Origin of the sequence: Sporosarcina sp. resist (assembly GCF_014302295.1) — a bacterium.
Taxonomy (GTDB): domain Bacteria; phylum Bacillota; class Bacilli; order Bacillales_A; family Planococcaceae; genus Sporosarcina; species Sporosarcina psychrophila.
The window spans coordinates 2,096,737-2,112,090 of sequence record NZ_CP060287.1; the positions used below are offsets into that span (position 1 = coordinate 2,096,737).

Here is a 15,354-nt window from a genome sequence, read left to right on the forward strand (position 1 = left end):
CAGTGCAGCGAATTCAATGAAATACCTTTTTAGAACTTTATGAAACAAATTACGTTGCTACTCGTCTATTACATACTGGCAATCGTCAAAATCTTAACAGGAGTTGATATGTGAATGACAGAACGAGAACCTGATCTTTCGAGAGTTGAACGAAAAAAAGGTCGTAACCGAAATAAAATTTTGAACAGTATGATTGCAGTTGTTGTAGTTCTTATTGTTATCGCTACAGTGGCCATTTTCTCTGGCAACAAGAGTGATAATGAACCGAACGATATTGAAGAAACTGCAAATGATACCACTGTCAATGATGATAAGGCAGAAGACGTTGAAGATGACGATAAGGATAATGCGACAGAAGATAGTAATCCAACAAAGGACGAAGAGAGATCTGCACCAGAAAACACTACAGAAACCGAACAAGTCGAAGAAACAACTAATGAAGACGGTAGTGAGGAATCTGGCTCGGTTACATCCGTTCCTTCAGACGACGCAATCATTGCCGAGACGATTGTCAATAATGCATGGAAGCCTGTAGGTACGACACAAACAGGCGAGCACGTATCCCAGTATGATGGCACTTCAGTGGATTGGAATGAGAAAAAGCAAGCACTTGCCTATGCAACTGGTCTACCACAAGATTCAATGATCTTTTTGAAGATTAAAAACGGCGGTGGACCACAGAAGTCTATTGGAATCGTTTCGTCAAGAGATAGTACACAGAAATACCGTGTCTATCTCGAATGGGTGGATGGCGAAGGCTGGAAACCTGTAAAAATGGATAAATTAACAACATTGGACTTTGATTATTAAATGCAGTTTAGTGGAGGGAATACTATGAAGATAGCAGTAATTGGCGCAATGGAAGAAGAAGTAATACTCTTACGTGAACAAATAGATTCAGGTCTTGCGACAACAATTGCAGGGTGTGAATTCATCGAAGGGAAAATCGGTGAGCATGATGTTGTACTTGTAAAAAGTGGGATTGGTAAAGTAAACGCCGCGATTGCAACGACGTTATTACTAAGCAATTATAAGCCGGATGTTGTTCTTAATACAGGTTCAGCAGGGGGATTCCATGATTCACTTGAAGTCGGCACGGTCGTTATTTCCAATGAAGTGCGTCATCATGATGTCGATGTAACTGCTTTTGGCTACGAGCATGGTCAAGTTCCAGGACAACCAGCAGCGTATCCAGCAGATTTAGGGCTTGTGGATGCAGCTCGTGCTGCTGTCGATGAAGTAGGAGCACATGCACATGCTACAGGACTTATCGCTTCGGGTGACACGTTTATGAGCAATACTGAACATGTTAAAAAAGTGAAAGAGACATTCCCTCTGATGATCGCTGCGGATATGGAAGCATCGGCCGTCGCTCAAGTATGCCATCAGTTTGGTACGCCGTTTGTTGTCATTCGGGCATTATCAGATATTGCAGGAAAAGAGTCACCAATTAGTTTTGATGAGTTCCTTCCGGTTGCGGCACGTCATTCCACAGATATTGTTTTAAAAGTCATCTCGAAACTTTAAGCATTTCATGGTAAGATAGGTATATGAATAGATCTTGCAGATATTCTTTTTCGAGGAGGGATTTAACTATGTTATTTTTAATGGCAGGCGTGTTTATCGCAACAACAATTATTGCAGTTGTCATCTCCCGTGAGGTTAGCGCGGACTGAGCTGTAAAAGAAGAGGCGTTTCCTATGCTGGGATCACTCCCGCGTGGAAACGCCTTTTCTTTATTACTTATGGAATTATAAAATCTTGCACTGTGGATAACCTACAAATGAAGGTAATTCACGTCAAGACTCTAGTGCCACTGAACAGGTGCTTGCGCTTTTGGTCCTTAATTTGAATCATTGTATTCATGTTTGAATAGCTGGTACAGTTTAACGATTGCGCGTTTTTCGATACGAGAGACATAGCTTCTCGAAATGTCGAGCTGCTCGGCAATTTCTTTTTGCGTCATAGGCAGGTCATCTAACAGACCATATCGTCTTTGAATGATTTCAAGTTCCCGGCCGTCAAGTTTTCCAAGATGTCTGTACAACCTTTCTTTTCTTTCTTTTTGTTCGACTGCATCGACCGGCGATTCATCATCTGTTTGAAGCAAATCAGCAATTTGCAAGGATTGGCCATCTTTATCCATACCGATCGGATCAAAGAGGGAGACGTCTTTTTGTACCTTTTTCTGTGTTCGTAAATACATGAGTATTTCATTTTCAATACAGCGGGCGGCGTATGTGGCCAGTTTCGTTTTGCGATCCGGAGTGAAACTGTTTACCGCCTTCATGAGTCCAATTGTTCCAATTGAGATATAATCATCAAGTAGTTCGTGTTTTGGGTGGAATTTTTTTACGATGTGGGCGACGAGCCGCATATTACGTTCAATCAATTCATCTCGAGCATCTTCGTCGCCTTCTGCAAGACGTTGCAGGCAAGCTGCTTCTTCCTCTTTGGATAGAGGGCGCTGGAAAGCCTGCCCTCTAATATAGCCAATCACTGCAGGAATTTCGAGCCATAGCTGGACAATCGCCATGACAAACCCGCTCATCGGGCCACCTCCTGTGTCGTTGTATGACAGCATATGCGGTCGGCTCTTGCCGTATCACCGTTTTTTTAGTCGGACAGGCGATAAAGGATGTCCTAATTTAAGCCAGCTTGATGTGAGATGAACGTAACTTGCGTTTCTCTAATCGAGTCGGCGCCTTGCGCTTTTCTTAGTGTCTAGACTCCGGGCGCCAGCCCCTCGAGTCGCTTCGGTCTTGCCGAAAAGGCAAAGAGCGCCTTTATCGTCAAGCCTTCCAGCGCTTTTCGGGGCTAAACGGCGCCTTGCGCTTTTCTTAGTGTCTAGGCTCCAGGCGCCAGCCCCTCGAGTCGCTTCGGTCTTGCCGAAAAGGCAAAGAGCGCCTTTATCGTCAAGCCTTCCAGCGCTTTTCGGGGCTAAACGGCGCCTTGCGCTTTTCTTAGTGTCTAGACTCCAGGCGCCAGCCCCTCGAGTCGCTTCGGTCTTGCCGAAAAGGCAAAGAGCGCCTTTATCGTCAAGCCTTCCAGCGCTTTTCCGGGCTAAACGGCGCCTTGCGCTTTTCTTATCAATGCGTGTAAGTTGCATTGTTATGTTATAATCGTTTCAGATTAAGTACTATATCGGAGTGGATATCGTGTATAAGTATTTTTTACCAGATGAGTATGTAAAAGACATTTTTCATATTCAACCTGAATTATTAAAAGATAAAGGAATCAAAGGGGTAATCACGGACCTGGACAATACGCTTGTCGCGTGGGACAGGCCGGATGCAACACCTGAAATCATCGAATGGATAACATCAATGCAAGATGCGGGCATACAGGTTACCATTGTTTCAAATAACAATGAAATGCGTGTTAAAGCCTTTTGCGAACCTCTTGGCATTCCATTCATAAATGATGCACGTAAGCCAATGCGGAAATCATTCCAAAAGGCACTCATTTCTATGAACGTCAAAAAAGAGGAAGTCGTCGTCATCGGTGACCAGTTGCTAACCGATATACTCGGCGGTAACAGAAAAGGGCTACATACGATACTCGTAGTGCCTGTCGCGACGTCAGACGCCGCTATTACGAATTTCAACAGGAAGATTGAAAGAAGGATCATGGCGGGATTGAAACGCCGTGGCTTGATTAAGTGGGAGGAATAAGCTTGGAAGAAATTAAATGTATCGGTTGTGGAATAACAATCCAGACTGAAGACCCGAAATTGGAAGGCTATACGCCACCAGCTTCTTTAGAAAAAGAAGACGTTATTTGCAAGCGTTGTTTCCGACTGCGCAATTATAATGAATTACAACCCGTATCATTATCGGGCGATGATTTCCTCGCTATTTTAAATGGTATTGGTCAAAAAGACGGTTTGGTCGTTAAAATCGTCGATATTTTCGACTTCAATGGTAGCTGGATAAACGGTCTGCACCGCTTTGTTGGCAATAAAGATATTTTATTAATCGGTAATAAGGCAGATATTTTACCGAAATCAATTAACCCGAACCGTCTTATCAACTGGATGAAAGCTGAAGCGGCTAAACTTGGCTTAAAACCTGTTGATGTTTTACTTGTTTCTGCTCATAAAGGCAAAGGAATGGAAGAAGCACTCACAGCGATTGATAAACATCGCCGTGGGAAAGACGTCTATGTAGTCGGCTGCACGAACGTCGGGAAATCAACGTTCATCAATCGCATCATTAAAGGGGCGACTGGTATTGGAGAAGTAATTACGACTTCTCATTTCCCAGGAACAACTTTAGATCTTGTTGAAATTCCATTTGAAGATGGCAAAGCAATTTATGATACACCTGGTATTATTAATCATCATCAGATTGCACATCATTTGGATGCAAATGATTTGAAGGCAATCACACCTAAAAAAGAATTGAAACCGTCAGTATTCCAGCTGAACGCTGAACAGACACTATATATCGCTGGTCTTGCACGTTTTGACTTTATTTCTGGTGACCGTTCGTCGTTTACAATTCATGTTTCGAATGAATTATCAATTCACCGGACAAAGCTTTCCAATGCGGATCATTTGTACAAAGAACACCTTGGTGGGATGCTAGCGCCGCCGTCTGGTGAATCACTTGAAACGTTACCACCATTTGTCCGTCATGAATTTTCGATTAAAAAAGCGAAAACAGACATTGTAATTTCAGGGCTAGGTTGGATCACGATTCAGCATCCTAATGTAGTAGTCGCAATTCATGCACCTCGTGGGGTAGACGTTGTACTACGTCCTTCATTAATCTAAGGAGGGACTCATTATGAAAAAGTGGTATGCGGTTATCGGAGATCCAATCAAACAGTCAATGTCTCCGAGCATGCACGAAGCTTGGTTTGATGAAGAAAGTATAGACGCAGCCTATATCCCAATACATGTAACTGAAGACAGACTCCGGGAAGCAGTAGAGGGCTTAAAGAACTTAGGCTGTTCAGGATTTAACGTCACTGTTCCGCATAAAAGTGCTATTATCCCGTTTCTTAATCAGTTGGATTCTTCCGCGCGACAAATGAACGCTGTAAATACTGTCCACGTACTCGAGGATGGCACACTTGTGGGCTACAATACGGACGGTAAGGGATTTGTCCAGTCTTTGGAAGAAGCCTGTGCTGATCAGTGTAAGGATAAAAAAGTTCTCGTTATCGGAGCAGGCGGTGCTGCACGCGGTATCGCTTTTGCACTTCATTCCGCGGGATACGGCCCTATCTTTTTCACGAACCGTACTCTGGAAAAAGCCGTACAATTAGCAACTGAACTAACCGATTCGGCGGTTCTATCGGTAGCAGAGGCAGAATTATCTTTAGCCGAATTTGGTTTAATCGTCCAGACGACATCCGTTGGCATGAACTTTTCACAACAAGGAATGCCTTTAAACCCGGAAAATATGTCTGAAGGAACTGTTGTTGCTGATATTATCTATAACCCACTTGAAACGGCATTCCTTGCAGAAGCCCGTAAAAGGGGAGCAAGCACAATGAATGGGGTCGGCATGTTCGTCCATCAAGGAGCGCTTGCGTTCGAGACATGGACAGAAGTCCGCCCTGAAACAGGATTTATGATTGACAAAATAACGACAACTCTTGGAGGATAAATAACTATGTTAACTAATAAACAAAAAAGCTTTCTTCGCGGCGAATCGAATCGTCTACAACCACTTGTCCATATTGGTAAAAGTGGTTTAACAGAATCGGTCATCACGCAGATTGAAGAAGCGCTTGAAGCAAAAGAATTAATCAAAGTAACAATTCTACAAAACTGTGACCAAGATAAAAATGAAATTGCAGCGAAACTTGAAGAACAAGTAGGCATTGAAGTCGTTCAAGTTATCGGTAAGATCATTGTTTTATATAAAGAATCAGTTGAGAAAAAACGGATCGAACTTCCATAAGTGAGGTAAGCCCATATGAAAAAGATTGGCATTCTTGGCGGTACATTTAACCCGCCTCATATCGGTCATCTGATTGTTGCGAATGAAGTAAAGCAATCTCTCGGTCTTGATGAAGTTCGATTAATGCCGACGGCGGTTCCACCGCATAAAACTGCACCTGGTGATGCGACTGCTGAACAGCGTTTGCAGATGGTGGAACTTGCTGTGATGGCTATTGATGGCTTGACTGTGTCTGCTTTTGAAGTAGGACGTGGCGGTGTTTCTTATACGTTTGATACAATGAGACAATTGACACAAATTGAACCGGAGATTGAATTTTACTTTATAATCGGGGGTGATATGATTGATTTGTTGCCTAAATGGCACCGGATTGAAGAACTTGTCACGCTTGTCAATTTCGTAGGTGTTGGACGTCCAGGGACTAACGGAACAACGTATTATCCAATCATTATGGTGGATATCCCACAAATTGAGTTGTCTTCAACATTGATTCGACAACGCTTTTCTGAGAATGGTGCCGTCCAATTGCTTATCCCGCCTGCAGTGGAAGCTTTTATTCGCGAGGAGGGTTTGTATGGAAGTTGCACAGTTGAAAATAGAAATCGCTAAACGTATGCCGAAACAACGTTATGAACACGTTTTACGGGTAACGGAAACGGCAAAAAGATTAGCTGAGAAGTATCGACTTCCAGTGATTAAAGCTGAGCAAGCGGCGCTATTTCATGATATTGCAAAATTCATGGACAAGGCTGACCTGCATCATGTTTTAAACACAGCAAACGAAGATTCACGGCTCTTGTCATTTCATCATGAGTTGTGGCATGCTCCAGTTGGGGCGATTATCGCACGAGATGAATTTGGGATTAGTGACGCGGATATCCTAAACGCAATCCGCTATCATACAACCGGTCGGGCGACTATGTCCCCGCTCGAAAAGTTGATCTATGTTTCTGATATGATTGAACCTGGACGCAGCTTTCCAGGAGTGGATGAGTTAAGAGTAAAAGCTGAAGAAAACCTTGATACAGCAATGGAAGCTTGCATTTATCAGTCAGTGCAGTTTCTTGTGAATAAAAGAGTACCGGTTTTTCCGGACTCAATAGACTGTTACAATCAGTTAATAAGAAGGGAACAGTGAAATTATGACTACTACATTACTAGAAACAGCTTATAAAGCAATCGACGATAAAAAAGGCGAGGACATTGTTGTACTGAATATGGAAGGGGTATCACTTATCGCGGACCAATTTATTATCTGTCATGCAAATTCAGGACGCCAAGTCCAAGCAATTGCAAAAGAAGTAGCTGACAAAGCTTCTGAAGCTGGATTTATTACAAAAAGAATCGAAGGAATGGATATGGCAAGATGGGTACTCGTTGATTTAGGCGATGTTGTCGTTCACGTATTCCATAAAGATGAACGCGGTTACTACAACCTTGAAAAGCTTTGGGGAGACGCACCAATGTTGGACATGGCTGAAGAAAGATGAATCAGGCTTATTCCGAATTCGCTTCTGTCTACGATGAACTAATGACCGATATTCCCTATGACGCCTACATTGATATTATTGATGTAGCGGCAGGGGGGATTGATGGTAAACGTGTGCTAGATATCGGATGTGGAACAGGCCTTTTATCCATGAAACTTGCTAAGCAAGGAGCACAAGTGACTGGGATCGATCTTTCTGCCGACATGTTAGTGATGGCAGAAGAGCGTGCACAGTCGCTTTCTTTGCCTGTGCAATTTATCGAACAACCTATGCAACAGCTAGAGGGGTTTGCGGACTATGATATCGCGGTTATCGCCATTGATTCGTTAAACTATTTATCGAATCGTGAAGATGTGCTGTCGACATTTCGGCAAATCCATTCGGCCCTTGCGGTTGGTGGAAAATTGATCTTTGATGTCCATTCAACTTTTAAAACGGATGTCATCTTCATGGAAGGTCCTTTTACGTTTGATAATGGTCGAATAACATACATATGGATAACGGAAGAAGGCGAAGAACTTCACTCCGTTTATTCTGAACTGGCTTTTTTCGTTAAGAGCGAAAGTGGGTTGTATAGGCGTTTTGATGAGGTTCACACGCAACGAACGTTTCCAGTAAGTGACTATGCAGATATGCTTATGGACACAGGTTTTTCGATTGAACGGATTTTTGCAGATTGGGAAGATGAAGCGCCACACGAAGAAAGCGAACGAATATTTTTCCAAGTCAGAAAATAAACCTTTTCATTTTATTCGGTGAGGGGTTAGCCCTCACTGAATAAAATTAAGCCTCCGACGGATGTCACAGATTTTCAGATGAATTATCGAGCAAGGTCAGGCCTGCGTGATGCAGGTCAGTTAGCCATTGTCGCAAGGATGCGACGTTCTTTGGCTAACTTCTTTACTTGATCTGGACGCAAATACGCCAAGGCAGATTTGATTTTTGGTCGGCATTCATTTATAGTTGAATGTACTCCATATGGATGCCGCCGAAGAAAGGGTGACTGTACTGTTTCTTTCGTTTGTATCCGGTAAATGGCGTAAGATTATAACCCCAATTGCAGCAATCGCTGTCATATCCGCTTTTCTGTTCTTCCCCAAAGGACAGGCTGACGATAATACGTTTGTCATGAGCGAACAAAACCCATTCCCTGAATTGATTGAAGAAAAGATTGAAGAAGAAATTGTAAGTAGTATTCAAATTGCTCCAGCTCCCATCGTTGTCGATGTGAAAGGCGCTGTTAGGCACCCCAGTGTCTATTCGATGCAAGATGGAGACCGCCTGATAGATGCTATAAACGCAGCAGGCGGCTATTTACCAAACGCTGACTCTAGAATGTTGAACCATGCTATGAAACTGGCGGATGAATTCGTCGTCTATGTACCGATCATTGGAGAAGAAGTACTAGATATTTCTTTCACTCCATTAAGCGGTGCAAGTGCGCCCCAAGATGACGGAAAAGTCAATATTAATACCGCGGATGAAAAAGAATTGATGACGATCCCAGGTGTGGGACCCTCAAAAGCGGCAGCAATTGTTCAATACCGAACGGATCATGGCGATTTTAAATCACCGGAATCATTGATGGAAGTGTCTGGAATCGGTCAGAAAACATTTGAAAAACTAGAATCTCAGATTACTGTGAATTAAATGGAGTACATTCTATATTAATTGAACTATTGAATTTCATATAAGAGCTTAGCGTAGGCGCCTTCCAGGGGTAGCCGAAGCGGTATGGAGTGGAATCTTTCATATAGCCTATATAGTAGGGAAACATACTAAACGAAATAAATATTGGAGGCATTCACAATGGAGCGAATAACGTGGGACCAGTTTTTTATGGCCCAGTGCCATCTATTAGCAGTAAGAAGTACATGTACAAGACTTTCTGTCGGAGCATCAATTGTCAGAGATAACCGGATCATTGCAGGCGGCTACAACGGTTCCATATCAGGGGGAGACCACTGTATTGACCATGGTTGCTATGTCATTGAGAGCCACTGTGTGAGGACAATCCATGCAGAGATGAATGCATTGCTGCAATGTTCGAAGTATGGCATACCTGTTGCAGGATCAACGCTGTATGTGACGCACTTCCCATGCCTACAATGTTCGAAAGCAATTATTCAAGCAGGCATTAAGCATGTCATCTATGCAACAGATTATAAAAACGACGAATACGCATTAAAGTTATTTACACAGTCGGATGTTTCCGTTCAGCATATTCCGTTCGATGAAAAGAAAGTCGACTTTTCCAGCGAAAGTAAGTTAGAACTTATCAATGAAATGCTTCTAAAAATGCAGGCACTAGGCGCTGGGAATGAAGAACTTGCCCCCTATAAAAAAAGGGTGGATAGCTTATTCGACAAATGATTTCACGTGTACGTTTCATGTATTTAGCAATCCCGGTCGCCGTATCAGCATTTGCTGTATACGGTCCGGTTTATCTATTACTCAGTAATTTATTTCTTCTTCCCATCTTCTTGAGTAGAAAAGAAGATTTCCTCACACCTATCCTCGCGGTTGCGACCGCTACCTTCTCTTTTTTCTATATTTCAGCGACGATTCCTATAATCAAAGAATCCGGCGATGCAACCCTTAGCATCACTTGGACCGATAATGTGAAAATTGATGGTGGCAAGATGAAGGGATTTGCTAAAACCTCTACTGGTGAAACAGTTTACGCCATCTATACAATTAGCAGTGAACAACAAAAAACTCGTTTTCTTGAGATGAATATACCGTCCGTGACATTCACGATGTCAGGTTCATTTCGCAAACCGGATATTCCTTCACATGATTATTCTTTCGATATGACGAAGTATATGAGAATGTATGGAGCATCAGGGATATTTGAATCGGAGACGATTATTCAGGTAGAAAAAAATTCTGGTATCAGGACACGATTATCTGGACAGAGGCGGAAAGTGAAAAATCATATCGGGGCTACATTCCCAGAGACGCTGAAAGTGGAAGCTGAAGCTTTGCTTATTGGTGATCGAAGCGGGATGGATGAAGAACTGGCATCAAATTATCGGACGCTTGGCATTACACATCTTTTTGCGATTTCAGGGTTGCACGTCGGACTGCTGACATTCATGTTGCGGGAATTGCTACTAAGAGCAACTATAAGGAAAGAAACAATTGATACACTTGTTATGGCACTGTTGCCTCTGTATGCCGTTATGGCTGGAGGGGCACCTTCTGTCTGGCGTGCGGTATCGGTGACTATACTCGTCCTTCTCGCGTCGTCAGGGAGGGTGAAGGTGAGACTGGATGATGCACTGGCGATAAGTGCAACTTGTTTTATCCTTTATCAACCATTTGTTCTATTTCAGCCAGGTTTTCAGTTGTCTTACTTGGCAGCTTGTTCACTCGTCTATTCTTCCGGTATTTTAGCCAAGGCAAAGACTGCTTTTGGTGTATCGTTTCTCGTCACGTCAATCAGCCAACTTTCTTTGTATCCAGTATTACTATTTCATTTTCATGAGCTGTCGATTTCATCATTTGTTGTTAATCTTGCTTATGTACCTCTATATTCACTCATTATTTTGCCAGCAAACATTGTTTTACTAATCATGACATCGATATTGCCGAAGGTTGCTGGTCTATTATTCATGGTATATGAGCCTTTCAGGGAAATCGTAGGAGGAGTAACAAGTTGGATATCTTCTTTACCCTATCAACTATGGACTCCAGGAAAACCGGATGCGCTTTGGACATCTATAGCTGTAGCAGGAGTCTTGCTGTTCTTTATGCGCAGTGAAGAAGGGGCCAATGTTTTTAAGTCGTTGCCAATTGTGCTCGTGCCTGCACTCGTCATTCATTTCATACCGTACATGGACAGCTCGTTAAAGGTAACATTTTTAGATGTCGGACAAGGGGACAGTATCGTTATCGAATTGCCTTATCGGCAAGCGGTATATGTGATTGACGCGGGCGGAACCATTACATTTGGCGACCCGAATTGGAAAACGCCTACAAAGCAGTTTGAAGTAGGTCGAAAAATCGTAGTTCCTTATTTGAAAGGCCGAGGTATTGCAAAAATTGATAAACTAATTATTTCTCACGCCGATGCGGATCATATGGAAGGGGCAGATGAAGTTTTAGAAGAGCTGACAGTTGGTGAAATTCATATTGCACCAGGAAGTGAATTTGAAGTAGCGATGAAAGAAATCATACAGATTGTAGGGGACAAACGCATTCCGATGTTGTCGATGAAAGAAGGAGTCTCTTGGACAAAAGGGAGCTCGAATTTTCATTATGTGGCACCTAAAGAAGGGAAATATGATGGGAATGCAAGTTCACTTGTCCTTTTCATGAAAACATCGGGACCTTCGTTTTTATTGACAGGAGATATGGAAAAAGAGGGAGAAGCTCAATTTCTTCGCGACTACGGGCATTCTGATTTCGGTCCCGTCATTTTGAAAGCAGGGCATCATGGCAGCAGGACATCGAGTACGGAGCCATTTGTCGACGTGCTTCGTCCAGAACTAACCATCTTTTCGGCAGGTCGAAACAGCAGATACGGACATCCTCATCCTGAGGTCGTCGCAACGTTTGAAAAGAAGGGGTTACCGACAATGTCAACCGCTGAATTTGGGTCGGTTACTGTAACTGTTAAAAAAGATCATTTCGAAGTTTCGAGTATGAAAAAATAAAAAAACGAACACAACACCCTGGATAGGATGTGTTGTCCGTTTTTTTCAAACATATTAGCCAGCGACTACGTCGATTATAGTAGCAATAACAAAAATAGCTGAGAATGCTACGAAAGCGACTACAAAGCCGATTCCTGAATCGATTAAATCATTACGTTTGGACTGTACATCATGTTCAAACTCATTCATTGCTACACCTCCTGATTCCATTATAGTATAGATGATTCCATGGTAAAAATCCATAGCAATCAACTTTTTAAACATGTCCGGCTGGAACTGACACAATTTGTCCATACAGTCGTTTTGCTATACTGTATAATTGGAATGTATTTAATTTGATTCAGCAATTTTTTTGTACTGAAAGCGAAGCGTCAGATATAGAAGTTCCCCCTATTATAAGCAGTGGGATGAATGGTAAAACGCTTATACATCGATGGTGGGCAAGTTTCTTACTGATTAGGGGAACCCAGACTAAATTCGCCGGGTCCTGCGGGCACAAGTGCAATTAAAAATTTGGACGAAATTGCGCTGAGGCGTAATCGATTTGGAAGAGGTGAATAATGTGGCAAATGCAATATGGAAAAAAATAGCTGCTGGGGAAATCGATCCGGTCTACTTATTGACTGGTCTCGAACAACATCTATTCGACTCCACAATTACACGGCTGAAAAAAGCATTACCTGACATTGATGCTGCATCAGTCATTCGGTTTGATTTGGATGAGACACCTGTAGAAGCAGTCATTGAAGAGGCGGATACACTACCATTCCTTGAAGATCGAAAATTAATTATAGCTGGAAACGCATCATTTTTAAAAGCATCAGATAAAACCAGAGAGAAAGTGACACATAATTTGGAGCTGTTGGAAGCTTGGCTGGCAAATCCTTCACCAACGGCAACGGTTGTATTTATAGCACCATATGAAAAACTGGATGCACGAAAACGGATTACCAAAATAATAAAAGAACATGCGACTGTCATAGAATCAAAACGACTGCAAGGGAAGGATCTGTTCACGTGGATACAGCAGGAAGCGGGGGCAAATGGATCACGAATTGGACCAACTGAAGCAGAATTTCTCGTGAAAATGGCGGGGGATGACCTGCTTGCTTTGTCATCTGAAATTGGTAAAATGGCTACCTATTTGAATGGTAATGGGGATATTACGGCAGATGTAATTGAGTCGCTCGTACCACGGACTCCAGAAATGGATGTCTTCCGATTAACAGATGCCTACGTTTCTGGAAAAGTGTCGAATACCGTGGCCATCTACCATGACTTATTACGTAACGGTGAAGAGCCAATCATGTTGACTTCACTTATTGCAAGTCAAGTTAGGCTCATGGTCCATGTGGGTTTACTTCAGAAAAAAGGATACCAGCAACATCAAATTGCAAAAACGTTAAGTGTTCATCCGTACCGTGTGAAATTAATGATGGAGAATAGAAGTCTGCCAAGTTCTGAACGTTTGCTATTGATCTTAAGTAAGCTTGCGGCCATTGACTATAAATTGAAATCATCTAGTGGGAAAAGAGAACGAATTCTGGAGTTGTTCTTTATGGAGCCGTTGAGAAAATAAAAAATGACAATAAAAAAAGAAAGGTCGTCCGATAATCGGGCGGCCTTTCTTAGGTTGAAAATTAAAGTGCTTTTTTAGTAAGACGTGCTTTTTGACGTGATGCAGTATTTTTATGGATAAGGCCTTTACGTGCAGCAGTATCCATTTTTTTGATCGCATCTCTTAGTAGGCCAGTAGCGTTCTCGTCTTTAGCGTCAAGAGCAGTTTCAGCTTTACGTACAGCAGTACGCATCGCATGCTTTGTATTCGAGTTTTGCTCGTTCGCAGCATTGCTTTGTTTTACGCGTTTGATTGCAGATTTAATGTTTGGCATTTCATTCACCTCCAGTTTCAGGTAAAGCAAGAGTGTTTCCACGAAGTTTCGGATATCTCTTTCACAACAAGCATTATTTTATCAAATCAAGCGCCAGATTGCAAGAACAAATGCGCAAGCATCTGTTCAGCCCCATCAAGTACTGGACGTGAAATCCTTATGTTAGAAAATATCTACAAGTCGAGATTTTTATTAATTCCCCAGCAACTAGAAATTTAAAGAAGTGGTGGCGTAGTTCGTAGCGTTCTGTCGGCCCTGAGCATAGAGCTGCTGGACACAGGATAATTAATCAAAGAACAAAGAATATTTCTGAGTCACATCGCACAAACTTAAAGGTGAGGTGATTGTATGGAGAAGTATGATTTTTATCGAACGGATCTTCTAGATGAGAGTGAAGAAGTAGTCCGTCACCGGACGGCGGATGACAAAAATAAGTTGAAAGAATCAGATGGGGTTTTGTTTGGCGAAAAAAGATTAGGTCGGGTCATTGTGACTTCTGTAAAAGTCGATGCGCAAGGTGAGGAAAAGATCGGGAAGAAGCAGGGAACTTATATTACGCTGACAGTTCCGGCACTTACAGCGGATGATCGAGAAGGGCTTGCTGATATGTCGCGTGTGTTAATCGAAAAACTGGATGAAATCCTTGTGGATATTACCACGCTCAAAACGGGAAAGATTCTTTTAATAGGTCTTGGCAATCGTGACATCACGCCCGATGCTGTGGGCCCACTGACGATGGACAGGTTGCGAGATATTGTGCCTGGCTATTATTCCGAAGAGGGCAGCGAAGTATTCGTCTATGCGCCTGGTGTGACGATTCAAACGGGTTTGGAAACATCGGACTTTGTAAAAGCTCTTGTTACTGAAATAAAACCCGACTTACTTATCGTCATCGACGCACTTGCGGCAAGAGATAGTTCAAGGCTTTGCCGAACGATTCAATTGACGGATACGGGTATCCATCCAGGATCTGGTGTTGGCAATAGCCGTAAAGAGATTTCAAAAGAAGTACTTGGAATACCTGTAATCGCAATCGGAATTCCGACTGTCGTTGACGGTCCTGTTCTAATAGCGGATGCCATCAATTCCATGTTTGGTTATATTGCTTCAAAAATAGAGGAGAAGGACAGTCCTTCATCAAGACTTTCCGTTACGCCGTGGCTGCACACTGAAAATAAGGATGCTGACCGAGCTAATCTGCTACCAATCTTTGGTGATTGGGCGACGTGGCCGCACGAAGACCGTATCCAGTTGTTTGAAGAAGTGTTGACGAACCATGAATTACGGACATTTGTCTCTCCGAAAGAGATTGATTCATGGGTTTCACTTTATGCGGAATCACTTGCCGATTCATTGACGAACTGGATTTCGACTATAAAAAACAGTCATTAACTCG

General features: G+C 42.6%; 18 protein-coding genes. 15 read left to right on the top strand and 3 right to left on the bottom strand.

All coding sequences use genetic code 11. The features are described 5' to 3' along the window. The first annotated feature begins 114 nt into the window (after window positions 1-114). Together H7992_RS10390 and mtnN are read left to right on the top strand one after the other, a co-directional pair. Complete coding sequence (locus H7992_RS10390; RefSeq protein ID WP_187047489.1) at window positions 115-810, top strand: YrrS family protein; 696 nt, start codon at window positions 115-117, stop codon at window positions 808-810. 24 nt (window positions 811-834) lie between these two features. Then, a complete protein-coding gene (gene mtnN, locus H7992_RS10395) occupies window positions 835-1,527 on the top strand; it encodes a 5'-methylthioadenosine/S-adenosylhomocysteine nucleosidase (RefSeq protein WP_187047490.1) in 693 nt (230 codons plus the stop codon). A 316-nt stretch (window positions 1,528-1,843) separates the two neighbouring features. Here mtnN and sigK read toward each other — a convergent pair whose 3' ends face one another. Beyond that, entirely contained in the window at window positions 1,844-2,551 is a 708-nt protein-coding gene (gene sigK / locus H7992_RS10400; protein WP_067208284.1) for an RNA polymerase sporulation sigma factor SigK, read from the bottom strand. Window positions 2,552-3,155: 604 nt separating this feature from the next. Between sigK and H7992_RS10405 the strand changes: the two genes are divergently transcribed. The 11 genes from H7992_RS10405 to H7992_RS10455 all read left to right on the top strand — a co-directional run bounded on the left by H7992_RS10405 (window position 3,156) and on the right by H7992_RS10455 (window position 12,066). Then, complete coding sequence (locus H7992_RS10405; protein WP_187047853.1) at window positions 3,156-3,674, top strand: YqeG family HAD IIIA-type phosphatase; 519 nt, start codon at window positions 3,156-3,158, stop codon at window positions 3,672-3,674. Between the two features lie 2 nt (window positions 3,675-3,676). Then, window positions 3,677-4,777 carry a ribosome biogenesis GTPase YqeH gene (gene yqeH / locus H7992_RS10410; RefSeq protein WP_187047491.1) on the top strand — a complete coding sequence of 367 codons (1,101 nt, stop codon included), beginning with the start codon at window positions 3,677-3,679 and terminating at the stop codon, window positions 4,775-4,777. Window positions 4,778-4,790: 13 nt separating this feature from the next. Then, a complete protein-coding gene (gene aroE, locus H7992_RS10415) occupies window positions 4,791-5,618 on the top strand; it encodes a shikimate dehydrogenase (RefSeq protein WP_187047492.1) in 828 nt (275 codons plus the stop codon). Between the two features lie 6 nt (window positions 5,619-5,624). Continuing rightward, window positions 5,625-5,915 carry a ribosome assembly RNA-binding protein YhbY gene (yhbY, locus tag H7992_RS10420; RefSeq protein ID WP_067208293.1) on the top strand — a complete coding sequence of 97 codons (291 nt, stop codon included), beginning with the start codon at window positions 5,625-5,627 and terminating at the stop codon, window positions 5,913-5,915. 15 nt (window positions 5,916-5,930) lie between these two features. Further along, window positions 5,931-6,524: a nicotinate-nucleotide adenylyltransferase gene (locus H7992_RS10425; protein ID WP_187047493.1), complete on the top strand. Its 594-nt coding sequence runs from the start codon at window positions 5,931-5,933 to the stop codon at window positions 6,522-6,524. Next, complete coding sequence (gene yqeK / locus H7992_RS10430; RefSeq protein ID WP_067208299.1) at window positions 6,490-7,053, top strand: bis(5'-nucleosyl)-tetraphosphatase (symmetrical) YqeK; 564 nt, start codon at window positions 6,490-6,492, stop codon at window positions 7,051-7,053. The genes H7992_RS10425 and yqeK overlap by 35 nt, the downstream gene beginning before the upstream one ends. Window positions 7,054-7,057: 4 nt before the next feature. After that, the gene (gene rsfS / locus H7992_RS10435) at window positions 7,058-7,405 is read left to right on the top strand and encodes a ribosome silencing factor (RefSeq protein ID WP_067208302.1); all 348 of its coding nucleotides are present in this window, start codon (window positions 7,058-7,060) and stop codon (window positions 7,403-7,405) included. Then, on the top strand, window positions 7,402-8,142 hold the full coding sequence (locus tag H7992_RS10440) for a class I SAM-dependent DNA methyltransferase (protein ID WP_187047494.1): 741 nt from the start codon (window positions 7,402-7,404) through the stop codon (window positions 8,140-8,142). Before rsfS ends, H7992_RS10440 begins: the two co-directional genes overlap by 4 nt. Window positions 8,143-8,383: 241 nt before the next feature. Continuing rightward, a complete protein-coding gene (locus H7992_RS10445) occupies window positions 8,384-9,055 on the top strand; it encodes a helix-hairpin-helix domain-containing protein (RefSeq protein WP_255428639.1) in 672 nt (223 codons plus the stop codon). A 159-nt stretch (window positions 9,056-9,214) separates the two neighbouring features. Then, window positions 9,215-9,778 carry a ComE operon protein 2 gene (locus tag H7992_RS10450; protein ID WP_067208309.1) on the top strand — a complete coding sequence of 188 codons (564 nt, stop codon included), beginning with the start codon at window positions 9,215-9,217 and terminating at the stop codon, window positions 9,776-9,778. Beyond that, complete coding sequence (locus tag H7992_RS10455) at window positions 9,775-12,066, top strand: DNA internalization-related competence protein ComEC/Rec2 (protein WP_187047495.1); 2,292 nt, start codon at window positions 9,775-9,777, stop codon at window positions 12,064-12,066. The genes H7992_RS10450 and H7992_RS10455 overlap by 4 nt, the downstream gene beginning before the upstream one ends. 54 nt (window positions 12,067-12,120) lie before the next feature. Here H7992_RS10455 and H7992_RS10460 read toward each other — a convergent pair whose 3' ends face one another. Then, the gene (locus H7992_RS10460) at window positions 12,121-12,255 is read right to left on the bottom strand and encodes a YqzM family protein (RefSeq protein ID WP_082786541.1); all 135 of its coding nucleotides are present in this window, start codon (window positions 12,253-12,255) and stop codon (window positions 12,121-12,123) included. A 373-nt stretch (window positions 12,256-12,628) separates the two neighbouring features. Between H7992_RS10460 and holA the strand changes: the two genes are divergently transcribed. Further along, on the top strand, window positions 12,629-13,645 hold the full coding sequence (gene holA / locus H7992_RS10465) for a DNA polymerase III subunit delta (RefSeq protein WP_067208314.1): 1,017 nt from the start codon (window positions 12,629-12,631) through the stop codon (window positions 13,643-13,645). A 61-nt stretch (window positions 13,646-13,706) separates the two neighbouring features. On the opposite strand, the gene rpsT is transcribed toward holA, so the two are convergent. Then, a complete protein-coding gene (rpsT, locus tag H7992_RS10470) occupies window positions 13,707-13,958 on the bottom strand; it encodes a 30S ribosomal protein S20 (RefSeq protein WP_067208317.1) in 252 nt (83 codons plus the stop codon). A gap of 348 nt (window positions 13,959-14,306) precedes the next feature. On the opposite strand from rpsT, the gene gpr reads away from it, so the two are divergent. Then, on the top strand, window positions 14,307-15,350 hold the full coding sequence (gene gpr, locus H7992_RS10475) for a GPR endopeptidase (protein WP_067208319.1): 1,044 nt from the start codon (window positions 14,307-14,309) through the stop codon (window positions 15,348-15,350). Window positions 15,351-15,354: the final 4 nt, after the last annotated feature.

What these genes read in the sequence shown, in the direction of transcription:
- rpsT (WP_067208317.1), bottom strand. Translation starts at nt 13,958, where the DNA reads ATGCCAAACATTAAATCTGCAATCAAACGCGTAAAACAAAGCAATGCT.
- H7992_RS10450 (WP_067208309.1), top strand. Translation starts at nt 9,215, where the DNA reads ATGGAGCGAATAACGTGGGACCAGTTTTTTATGGCCCAGTGCCATCTA.
- H7992_RS10455 (WP_187047495.1), top strand. Translation starts at nt 9,775, where the DNA reads ATGATTTCACGTGTACGTTTCATGTATTTAGCAATCCCGGTCGCCGTA.
- sigK (WP_067208284.1), bottom strand. Translation starts at nt 2,551, where the DNA reads ATGAGCGGGTTTGTCATGGCGATTGTCCAGCTATGGCTCGAAATTCCT.
- H7992_RS10460 (WP_082786541.1), bottom strand. Translation starts at nt 12,255, where the DNA reads ATGAATGAGTTTGAACATGATGTACAGTCCAAACGTAATGATTTAATC.
- H7992_RS10440 (WP_187047494.1), top strand. Translation starts at nt 7,402, where the DNA reads ATGAATCAGGCTTATTCCGAATTCGCTTCTGTCTACGATGAACTAATG.
- yqeK (WP_067208299.1), top strand. Translation starts at nt 6,490, where the DNA reads ATGGAAGTTGCACAGTTGAAAATAGAAATCGCTAAACGTATGCCGAAA.
- H7992_RS10425 (WP_187047493.1), top strand. Translation starts at nt 5,931, where the DNA reads ATGAAAAAGATTGGCATTCTTGGCGGTACATTTAACCCGCCTCATATC.
- H7992_RS10445 (WP_255428639.1), top strand. Translation starts at nt 8,384, where the DNA reads ATGGATGCCGCCGAAGAAAGGGTGACTGTACTGTTTCTTTCGTTTGTA.
- yhbY (WP_067208293.1), top strand. Translation starts at nt 5,625, where the DNA reads ATGTTAACTAATAAACAAAAAAGCTTTCTTCGCGGCGAATCGAATCGT.
- rsfS (WP_067208302.1), top strand. Translation starts at nt 7,058, where the DNA reads ATGACTACTACATTACTAGAAACAGCTTATAAAGCAATCGACGATAAA.
- H7992_RS10390 (WP_187047489.1), top strand. Translation starts at nt 115, where the DNA reads ATGACAGAACGAGAACCTGATCTTTCGAGAGTTGAACGAAAAAAAGGT.
- mtnN (WP_187047490.1), top strand. Translation starts at nt 835, where the DNA reads ATGAAGATAGCAGTAATTGGCGCAATGGAAGAAGAAGTAATACTCTTA.
- aroE (WP_187047492.1), top strand. Translation starts at nt 4,791, where the DNA reads ATGAAAAAGTGGTATGCGGTTATCGGAGATCCAATCAAACAGTCAATG.
- gpr (WP_067208319.1), top strand. Translation starts at nt 14,307, where the DNA reads ATGGAGAAGTATGATTTTTATCGAACGGATCTTCTAGATGAGAGTGAA.